The organism is Kitasatospora sp. NPDC059327 (genome assembly GCF_042752535.1).
GTDB lineage: Bacteria > Actinomycetota > Actinomycetes > Streptomycetales > Streptomycetaceae > Kitasatospora.
Genome location: NZ_JBHYYB010000068.1, coordinates 23,515 through 31,599, shown reverse-complemented (window position 1 = coordinate 31,599; position 8,085 = coordinate 23,515). Strand labels below are relative to the sequence as shown.

5 protein-coding genes and 1 pseudogene are annotated in these 8,085 nt (G+C 74.7%); 2 read left to right on the top strand and 4 right to left on the bottom strand.

Features of this window, described 5'->3' with window-relative positions; genetic code table 11:
• Positions 1–142: 142 nt before the first annotated feature.
• Positions 143–1,147, bottom strand: coding sequence for an RICIN domain-containing protein (locus ACFXHB_RS31555; RefSeq protein WP_380578110.1), 1,005 nt, complete (start codon positions 1,145–1,147; stop codon positions 143–145).
• Positions 1,148–1,342: 195 nt separating this feature from the next.
• A pseudogene (locus ACFXHB_RS31550) lies at positions 1,343–2,059 on the bottom strand (family 43 glycosylhydrolase); the annotation flags it as partial.
• A 623-nt stretch (positions 2,060–2,682) separates the two neighbouring features.
• Here ACFXHB_RS31550 and ACFXHB_RS31545 point away from each other — a divergent pair.
• Positions 2,683–3,417 (top strand): hypothetical protein, encoded by a 735-nt coding sequence (locus tag ACFXHB_RS31545; RefSeq protein WP_380578099.1) that lies wholly within the window; start codon positions 2,683–2,685, stop codon positions 3,415–3,417.
• A gap of 361 nt (positions 3,418–3,778) precedes the next feature.
• Entirely contained in the window at positions 3,779–4,885 is a 1,107-nt protein-coding gene (locus ACFXHB_RS31540) for a hypothetical protein (protein WP_380578098.1), read from the top strand.
• 160 nt (positions 4,886–5,045) lie between these two features.
• Here ACFXHB_RS31540 and ACFXHB_RS31535 read toward each other — a convergent pair whose 3' ends face one another.
• Positions 5,046–6,281 carry an LPXTG cell wall anchor domain-containing protein gene (locus tag ACFXHB_RS31535; RefSeq protein WP_380578097.1) on the bottom strand — a complete coding sequence of 412 codons (1,236 nt, stop codon included), beginning with the start codon at positions 6,279–6,281 and terminating at the stop codon, positions 5,046–5,048.
• Between the two features lie 100 nt (positions 6,282–6,381).
• Positions 6,382–6,771 carry a winged helix-turn-helix transcriptional regulator gene (locus ACFXHB_RS31530; protein ID WP_380578096.1) on the bottom strand — a complete coding sequence of 130 codons (390 nt, stop codon included), beginning with the start codon at positions 6,769–6,771 and terminating at the stop codon, positions 6,382–6,384.
• Between the last annotated feature and the right edge of the window lie 1,314 nt (positions 6,772–8,085).

The window sequence follows — 8,085 nt, the reverse complement described above, 5'->3', positions numbered from 1 at the left end:
CCCACCCCCCGTACGGGGCCGACCTACGGGGCTGGGCCCCGAACCTGTCCGTCCTGGACCTCCTCATGCACGAGGGCCCGCGGGGCCCCGGGGGTATCGCCGCCGGGGGGCCGCCCCCGGGGCCCCCCCCACGCGGGGTGGATCAGAGGAGGGTGAGGGTGAGCGTTCCGGTGTAGTCACCGACGGGGGTGAACTTCGGGACGTCCAGGGAGACGGTGGCACCGGCGGTGAACTCGCCACCGGTCAGGGCGCCGTCGGGGACGGAGGCCAGGGTCGCGCCGTCCTTGCCGACGACCCCGGAGCTGCCGGCCTGGCAGGTGCTCGGGCTCTCGGCCTTGGTGTCGCAGGTCGGCGTCCAGCTCAGGCGTCCGGCGTCGATCTTTCCGCGCGGCCCGGCGAAGTCGGTGACCTTGCCGGTGAGCGACCAGCCGGTCGTCCCGCCGCGGAAGTCCTTGACGGCCGCCGGGTTCAGGGTGCCGGTCGAGGCCCCGCCCGCACCGAAGGTGACCGAGGGGATCCGGACGGCGTCGGTCGCGGCGGTCATGGTGAGCACGCCGGCCTTGACCGAGGTGCTGATCTGCTGGTCCGCCTTGCCCCCGGTGCCACCGTTGGACGGGTCGGTCGGGGTGGTCGGGTCGGTCGGGGTGACCGGCGCGCCCACCTTGGTGAGCTTCCAGGCCTGGCTCGCGGCGCTGCCGCAGTCCGTCTGGACCAGGTGCGCGCCGGCTTCGGTGGAGCCGTCCCGGACGGCGAGGCACTTGCCGCTGTGCTGGGCGACGATCCGGGAGTAGCCGTCGCTCAGGTCCTCGAACCGCCAGCGCTGGTTGCTGCCCCAGCCGCAGTCGTACTGCTTGACCTCGGCCCCATTCGCGGTCGAGTTGTCCGCGACGTCGAGGCACTTGCCGCTGTGCTGGGCGAGCACGCGGACGTAGCCGCCGCTCGGGTCGGTGAAGCGCCACTGGCTGTTCAGGCCGCTGTCACAGGCGCCCTGTTCCACCGCGACGTTGTTGTCGGAGACGTTGCCGGGGACGATCGCGCAGCGGCCGCTGCCCTTGTTGGCCATGGTGCTGAGCGGGTCCCCGCCCGTGCCGAGGACGCGTCCGGTCGCCGTGTCGATCGAGACCTCGGTGTACCACGGGAGGACCATCGTCGTCGGCTCCGGGAACTCCAGCGGGAGCCACACGTAGGTGGAGTCGTTGACCCGCTTCGGGTCGGACCACACGCCCGCCCAGCGGTCGCCCAGGTAGAGGTAGGAGGTGGTCTCGCTGCCCTCCACCGGCAGCACGAACGCGGTCTGCGACTGGTGGCCGTTGCTGTTGCCGACGTCCCGCATCGACGTCCACGGCCCGGCGAGGCTGCTGGCGGTGGCGTACTTCTGCTGGTTGGGGTCCCAGTAGCTGGTCCCGGAGGTGAGCATGAAGTACACGCCGCCGCGCTTGAAGAGCGCCGGCGACTCACGGTGCTGGCCGGGCCACGGGTTCGCCACGACGCCCTTGATCTGCGTGTAGTCCTCGGTGAGCTCGTAGATCATCAGATCGGCGTTGTAGTTCGCGGAGGAGATCATGTAGGCCTTGCCGGCGGCCTTGTCCTCGTAGACGGTGATGTCACGCGACATGTACTCGTTACCGGCCGGGTCCTTCGGACGGAACGACCCCTTCCACTCGTAGGGGCCGTCCACCGTGGCGGAGACCGCCACCGCCGCCCGTGCCTCGGCGTAGGAGGAGTCGGCCTCCTTGTGCATCCACATCACGAACTGGCCGGTCTTGGCGTTGTAGAGCACCTTCGGCCGCTCGATCAGGGCGGTGGCGAGCTCCGGCGAGGACTGCTGGGTGAGGGCGTGCCCCCGGGGCTCCCAGGTCTTCAGGTCCTTGGAGCGGTAGGTCGACACGTAGCGGAACAGGTTGTCCTCGCCGCGGTCCTCACCGAACCAGTAGTAGTACTCGCCCACCTTGATCACGCCGCCGCCGTGTGCCTGTACCCCCTGGCCGGCGGTGTCCGGGAACTGGGTCCCGGTCGAGGTGACGACGGGGGCGGCCGATACGGCCGGCGCCCAGACCATCACCGACAGAAGCAGGCTCAGAAGGCCCGCGCATACGGATCCCACTCTTCTCATGCAGGGTTCCTTGATGCCATCCGCGCGGTCCCGCGCCCAGGTCCAGTCGGAGAGACTTCACTCCAAACCGAACAGCAAGCGACACCTTTACACGGAAATCAACATATTGGGGGGTAGCTTGGCTGCTCAGAAGGCACCTGTCAACAGAATCGCAACATGCTGGTCATCTCGTCGCAGCAATGCGACCAAACTGCAATCACCACCGCACATCGGCGTCCGCCGGCATCGGCCCGGCTCTCCCGGTGCCCGGGTACCCGGGGGCGCGCCGCGCGGTGGTCCGCGCGTCCGCCGACAGGATCGCCGCCCGCCCGACGGTCGATGACAACTGTTCGATAACGGCCCGGGATCGCCCTGCGGATCGGACCTTCTCCTTCATATCCCGCCCTTCAGGGCCCGGGAGCCGGAGCAGCCGCGTACGACCGAAGGAGAACCATCCGCATGTTGTCCTGCCGCCCCTCGCGCCGGCCGGTGCGCGACCCGGACGCCGCCCCGCCGCCGGCCGGTCACCGGCTCCCCGCTCCGAACACCGGAACGGTCGCCTCCTCCACGGCCTGCCGGGGAGGAGCGTCGTGACCGCACGCTGGACGTCGGACCACCCGCGAGCCGTCGCCTTCGGCCGACCGTCGTCCCCCGGCGACGGGCCGGGCGACCGTCCTTCCCGCGCGGCGCGGCCCGGGCTGCGACTCGTCGTCACCGACCCGTCCACGCCCGACCGGGACGAACAGGACTGCCGGGACCCCTGGGAGCGCGACCGGATCGGGCTGTACATCGACCCCGCCGGACGGTGCTGCCTGCGCTTTCCGCGCGCGACGAGCCGCCCGCGCACGAGGAGCGACGACAGCGTCAGGACCGGGGCCGCCGACCTGCCCGCCGAGCACCGCCGCGTCCTGGAACTGGCGCTCAGCGCGGCCCGCCGCCACGACCTCGCCCTGGCCGTCCAGGGGATGGACCAGCTGCTGATCACCCTGGCCACGACGTACGGCGCCCGTCACCGGTACACGCTCACCGCGGCCGAGGCCCGCGCCGACCTCGCCTGGTTGGCGGGCGACGCCCGGTGCGCGGCCAAGCTCTGGACGCTGGTCGCCGACGGATGGGCCCGGCTCGAAGGCCCGGCCAGCCGACCGGCCCGCTTCGCCGTGCGGCAGGCGGCCGCGTCCTGGCGCCTGGTCCCCGACGCCGAGGCGGCCGCCGTCGGAGCCGCCCTCCTGGCGACCCTGCTGGTCGTCGCCCCGAACCCGGAGTCCAACCCCCTGGTCCTCGCGGTCCGCCGCCGGATGAGCCGGGTCGCGGCCCTCCCCCGCTGACGACCCGCGCCCAGGGACGGCCGCCCGCCGATCCCACGCACAAGGGAGAACGATGACAGAGCCCTCGACGTCCTGGAACGCCTTCAGGCGCCGCGGCGACACGCCGGACCAGCCGGACACCGGCCCCCGTCCCGGCGACGACGACCCCACCCGGTCCACCGGAGTCGTCCGCACGACCCGTCGGCCGCAGGGGTGGTTCGACCCCGCGGCCGACGGGGGGACCCCTTCGGGGCAGCCGCCGAGGGACCGGCTGCCCGCCCTGCCCGCTACCTCACCGGAGCGCCGCCCCACGGCGGGAACGGTCGTATTGGCGACGGAGCGCGGTTCCTCCTGGCGACCCGGCGGCCCGTCCCTCGCCTCGATGCCGGAGACGTGTCGGCGGGAGATCCTGCGAGCCCTCGTCCAGGCCGCCGGGCGACGGCAGATCACCGGCCCGGACACGGGCCCGACCGGCCAGGGCGACCCCGACGGCGCCTGGCGCGTCAACGCCGCCGCGATCGCCGCCCGAACCTGCCGCTACGTCGCCGCCCTGCAGTCCACGCCCGACGGCCGGCCGCACGATCGGACGCCCCCGGTCGAGCAGGTCGCCCCGTTCTGCGGCTCCTGCTCCTCCGAGGCCCCGACGATGGAGATCGCGGTCGTCCGAACGGAGCGACCGGAGCGACCGGAGCGGCCCGTGCCCGTCGGCCCGCGCCACCGCGGGAGCGCCGCCGCGCTCGCCGCGCGTGCCCTGCCGCCGGGCCACGCCCGGTCCGCCGCCCTCCGGCGGGGTGCGCGCGGCGTCGTGTGGTGGTCGCTGGCCCTGTCGGCGAGCGCCCTCCTCGGCGGCGTCGCGGCGCTGGTGCACGGCGAGGCGGACGGCGCACCCCGGCCGGAGGCGACCGCGGTCGACGTCCCGCCCGGCACCGCGAGCCCGTCACCCCCTCCCGCGGCGGACCGCACCGAGGGGCCGGACGCGACTCCGGGCACCGGGCCGGCCGACGCACCGCCGTCCGCGACGGGCCCGCAGGCCGCTGCCCGGCCGCCGGACTCCGGTGCCGCTCCGCCCTCCTCCGCCGCGCAGCCTCCGGAGGGCTCCGCCCCGCCGGGTGCCAGAACCCGGGCGCCCGGGGCCGGGTCCACCGACGAACCGGCTCCGAAGCGATCGGCCGAGACGCCGACGGCGGAGCCGACCCCGCCCGCACCCGCACCCGCCAGGACACGGCGGCCGTCGGTCCCGTCGCAGACCGGCCGGCCGAGCCTCCCGACGCCCGGTGCCACCAGCGAACCCCCCGCCACCGTCCGCCCCGGCACTCCCACACCCGGCCCTTCGAACGAATCGCCCGGTACCGTCCGCCCCAGCGCCCCCACACCCACCCCGTCCGGCGTCTCCGTCGCCGCCGTCCGACAGGTCTCCTCGCCGAGCCCTTCCGCGACGTCCCCGGCTCCGGATCCCCTCTCCTCCGATCCAGGACGCGGCAGCGCCTGACCGCTACGGTGCCGGGCGGTCGCCGGACGGTGGCACCCACCGACGCCCCCGACCGGACCGCCCGGACCGACCGGTCGCCGTACCCTCGTGTCGCCGCTCTCGACGGCACAGGGCGGGGGCGGGACCCGGATTCCGGACCCGCCCCCGCCCCCTCCTCACGTCAGCCGTGGCGCGCCGTCCTGCGGCGCCGCAGCAGGACGAGGGAACCGGCGCCGACGGCCAGCATGGCGGCGCCCGCGCCGGCGATCAGCGCCTCGTTGTCACCGCCGCCGGTCTGCGCCAGGCCCCGCTCCAGGGCGTCGGCCGTGCTGTTCGCCTTGGCCACCGCGACCGGGTGGATCGTCAGCGGCTCGCTGGTCGGGGGGTCCATCGGGAAGGGCACCGGCAGCTGCCCGGCCTCCTCGGTGACGGCGTCGGTCGGCTCCTCCGAGGCCGTGGGGGCGGGAGTGGTGGGAGCCGGTGAAGCGCTCCGTGCGGGGCTGGGCGTGGTGGTCTGCGTGGGCGTGGCCGAGCGCGTGGGGGTGACGGTCGGCGTAGGCGTGGGCGTCGGCGTGGCGGTCGGCGTGGGCTTCATCGTGGCGGTGGGCGTGGGCGTCGCGGTCGGCGTGGGCGTCGGCGTCGGCGTCGCGGTCGGCGTCGGCTTCATCGTCGCAGTGGGCGTGGGCGTGGGCGTCGCGGTCGGCGTCGGCTTGGGCGTGACGGTCGGCGTGGGCTTCACCGTCGGCGTGGCCGTCCGGGTCGGGGCGGGAGGGGCCGGCTTCTTGATCTTGAACCCGGCACAGCCCACGGCGCACGCGCAGCCGAAGCTGCCCCGGTCCACCGGCTGTCCGGTCTTGTCGTCGAGCCGCGAGGCGAAGGTCACCGGCGCGACGCCGGCCTTGCCGAGCGGCGCCCCGGTCGCGAACGACACCCGGACCTTGAGGGCCACCGTGCGCCCCTTCCGCACCGCCAGGAGCGCGTCGTCCGCGACGCCGTCGCCCGCCTTGGCCCCGAGCACCACCAGGACGCTGCCGTCCGTCCCCTCGCCACCCGGGGCAAGGGATCCGGCGAGCCACATACCGCCACCGGGGAGCCGGTACTCGACCTTGAGGTCGGCCGCCCGCAGGTTGCCGGCCTGGTTCTTGAACTTCAGCAGGGCGAAGGCCACGAAGTCGTGGGCCGACGGGTTGGCGATGGTGTAGGTGAACTCCCCGGCGGTTCCGCCCACCTCGAACTCCCTCGGCACCCCGGCCACCGACGGCTCCAGGCCCCTCTGCAGCGACACGTCGAGGCTCGGCGCCGGAGCGGAGGGGCCGGCCGACGCGGCATCGGCGGTGGCGCCCGCGAGACCGGCGGGGAGCGTCGACAGAACGAGTGCGGTGGCACCCGCGAGAATCAGACTGCGGGGGGTGGACACGTGGTCACCTTCCGGCGAGGAGGAGTTGTCGGCACCGTCTCGGTACCTGCTCGCTTAGGAGGCGTACGGGAGCCGGACGTCCCGCGGGTATGCCGATTCGTTACGGCTGTGACTGAGGCGACACCTGGGGACCGTCGCCGTCGACCGTGCCCTCGACCCACGTGCGCAGCAGGCGGAGCGGGACGGCCGCGCCGTGGCCCAGCTCCGTGAGGGCGTACTCCACGTGGAGGGGGACCGCCGGGTAGACGGTCCGGGTCAGCAGGGCCGCGTCCTCCAGCCGCCGCAGCGTCTGGGTGAGCACCTTGGAACTGACGCCCTGCAGGCGCCGCTGGAGCTCCCCGAAACGCTGGGGACCGGGTTCGAGCGCGCCGATGACCAGGGCCGACCACTTGTTGGCCAGCAGGTCGAGCATCGCCCGGCAGGGGCACTGGGCCGCGTAGACGTCGTGCTGGCCGTACTGGCCGTACTGGCCCGTGACGCTGTTGACCATCCGAACCGCTCCTTACCGTTCGGCTTCCCCCCGGGAAGCAGTGGATCGTGTGTGCTGCCGTGCGCCGGTGTCAGTCGCCCGGACGGGCGGGCGCGGGATCCGGGGCGGGGCGGCCCGCCCCGGAGGCGCTCGGGATCGGCACGACGGGCCCGCCCGGGTCGCCGGCGCTCGGGGTGGGCGACGGCCCGGATGCCGCGGGAGGTCGGGCCGGGCTCTCCGACGGGGCCTCGCGCGGCGGGGCGACGGGCGGCTCGGGGGACGGCCGGACCGCCTCGCCGGGGCTCGGGGCCGGCGAGGGCCCGGCCGGCAGCGCCGCTCGCTCCGACGCGGCGTCGGGCGCGGAGTGCCCGGTGGGCGACGGCCCGCCGACGGGGACGAGCGCACCGGGAACCGGCGGGGTCGACCGGTCGGGGCTCGGCGGCACCGTCCCGTGGCCGGTCGGCGGGGTGGTGGTACTCCCGCCCCTCGACGCCGACGGCGCCGGCGGGAGCGCGCCGCCCGTCCGGACGGCCGCACCGGCGGAGGGCCCGGACGTCGGCGCGGCGGGCCGGGCCGCCGGGCTCACCGTGACCGTGACCTCCCGCTCGGGCGCCCTGCCCTTCGGCGCGTCGAACCGGACGGCGGCGGTGGTGCCCCCGGCGAGCGCCGTGGCCGAAACCGCCAACATCCACCACAGGACACCGCGTGACGGCGCGCGCCGCCGGACGGCGTCGGGGGTGTCCGGCGGCAGCGGCCGCGCGGCCGGAACGGTGGCGGGCGGGCGGCGGACCACGATCGTCGGCTCCCGGTCCGCCGGGAGCGGCCCGGACCGGCCCGCCGCGCCCGGCGGCCCCTCCCCCGTTCGGGTAGCGCCGTCGGGGGCGCCCCGCCGGGGCTGTTCCCCCCGGGGCACGAAGGCGCTCCAGGACGTTTCGGGCTCTCTCACTCTGCTCCTCGGGCTCCGGGCCGGACACTCCCCGCTGCATATGCGCTGGTCGGCGCACGGGTCGCAGAACTAGGAGAGGTTCGGCCCGGGGCAGTCCTGCGGCGTTATCGAAGCGTTACCTGTTCGGATCCAACCCTCCGGAATCGAACAACAACGGACCCGGGGAGTCGGACTCGGCCCCCCGACGGCCCAGCACCGCACGTCACAAGGTGGTATCGACACCGACACACCCTTGACGCGGATTCCGGAACAGAGGTGTCATATCCCCACCGCGTTTGAACCTGTTCGTTTCTGGTTCATTACGTTTGATTCACCCTCCACCCCGTGTGCGAAGTCGAATCCGACCAGCCCGTCCTCTCCACACCGGCGGTCCGCCGCCGTGGGCCCCA